Genomic DNA, 1454 nt, shown 5'->3' with positions numbered 1-1454 from the left:
ATGGATGCCTTTCCCCGGCCCACGGTCCAGGGGCCGGCATCCGCACCGGTTGTATCAAAGGCCGGGCAGTGTCGCACCGCCTAGCAATGAGGCCAGTGTGGCCGGATCCAGGTCCCCAACCAGCAAAGGCAGCTCAGTCAGCCCGAGACCGGATAACGCCCCCGTCTGTGTATTACCTTGAAGTACCCCCAGTGGCAGAGCGCCACCGAGCGGTATGATGCTGCCCTGTCCTACAACCAGCCCCAATAGTGGCACCGGCAAGCTGCCATCCGCGAGCGGATTGCTCGCCGCGAACTCAACCACCCGAAACGCGTCTTGCACAAAGAATGCAGTGTTTCCGATATTAGTGGGCAAGCTGCCTGTCACCGCCTCCAGCGGCGTGTTATCTCCGAGAACCCCAGCCAGATCGACCGCGACCTGGCCGAGGCCCTCGACGGTGCCATTTACATCGCCGGATAACAGGCTCTGTGATACGAGGTTAATGCTGGTAGTTGTTTGATCCAGTGTGGCCACAACAATATTGATGTCCTGGGCGGACACGTTGCTGGCGCAAAGCGCCAAGCTAAGCGGTGCGAGTTTTTTCATGATATTTCTCACGATGCTCTCCTTTGTTATGCATCCCGTTGGTTGCCCGGGTATATCGCCTCGGGCCTAAATAACTGCCGGCATCCTGGCCGATCGTGGGCTAGGACGTCTCGTTAAAGTGGAACTACCATATCCAACCTGGAGTATTAATAGGCCTATAACTAAAGGAAGGGTTCGAGGGCGATCTAAGAGTCTTCCTTCCCCGCTCCGTAGACACTCGCGACCCTCGCGACGAGGCGCGCTCGAAGGCATCGGGACTGATTCCGTCTTGAATTCCGGGGTATACCTCTGACCGCTCATTACACTTTCTACTATGCTTCAATCACAGGCCAGTAATGTCTAGCGGACCCGGGGAAGTCCGGGCACTAATTGCGAGGGACGGTCAAGATCCGTTGTCCACCGGCTCAAAATCGACCTTTTCTCGGACAGCGCAGTCCGGGCAAGCCCAGTCATCGGGAACTTTCGGCCAAGGTGTATTGGGTGGGAACCCTTCGTCGGCGCAGCCAATGGACTCGTCGTACGTGAAACCGCAGTTCGGGCAACGGAATTTACTCATCATGAACTCCACGCCTAAGTTTTCCCCGCACTGCGAGTGCGTGGGTCAGTGGCAAAAATGGCCCCGACTCTTTGTGAGTCGGGGCCGTCGTTTCTAGCACGTCGTCGCGACGGCCGCCTGTCAGGCAGCGGCCTTACTGTCGGTATCCGATGTATCCAGCGGATGGTGGTACTTGGCGAACAACTGCTCGCGCTTCTGCGGGGCGACATTGACCTTGTTCATGTCGTAGCCGTAGTGCTCAAGCACCTTCTTGTCCATCACCATGCGCCACAACGGCGGCACCATCGCCAGCAACCACACGCCCGGGTAACCG

Annotated in this window: 2 protein-coding genes and 1 pseudogene; all 3 read right to left on the bottom strand. The window is 57.9% G+C overall.

Translation table 11 applies throughout. The annotated features are described in order from the left end of the window. Positions 1 to 54: 54 nt before the first annotated feature. Complete coding sequence (locus RM532_RS15770) at positions 55 to 597, bottom strand: hypothetical protein (RefSeq protein ID WP_311654293.1); 543 nt, start codon at positions 595 to 597, stop codon at positions 55 to 57. Positions 598 to 967: 370 nt separating this feature from the next. Continuing rightward, the gene (locus RM532_RS15765) at positions 968 to 1141 is read right to left on the bottom strand and encodes a rubredoxin (RefSeq protein WP_311654294.1); all 174 of its coding nucleotides are present in this window, start codon (positions 1139 to 1141) and stop codon (positions 968 to 970) included. A gap of 120 nt (positions 1142 to 1261) precedes the next feature. Next, positions 1262 to 1454: pseudogene (locus tag RM532_RS15760) on the bottom strand (alkane 1-monooxygenase); the annotation flags it as partial.

Origin of the sequence: Spectribacter hydrogenoxidans (genome assembly GCF_031846275.1) — a bacterium.
Lineage (GTDB): Bacteria > Pseudomonadota > Gammaproteobacteria > Nevskiales > Salinisphaeraceae > Spectribacter > Spectribacter hydrogenoxidans.
This window is presented reverse-complemented; position numbering and strand designations above follow the sequence as displayed.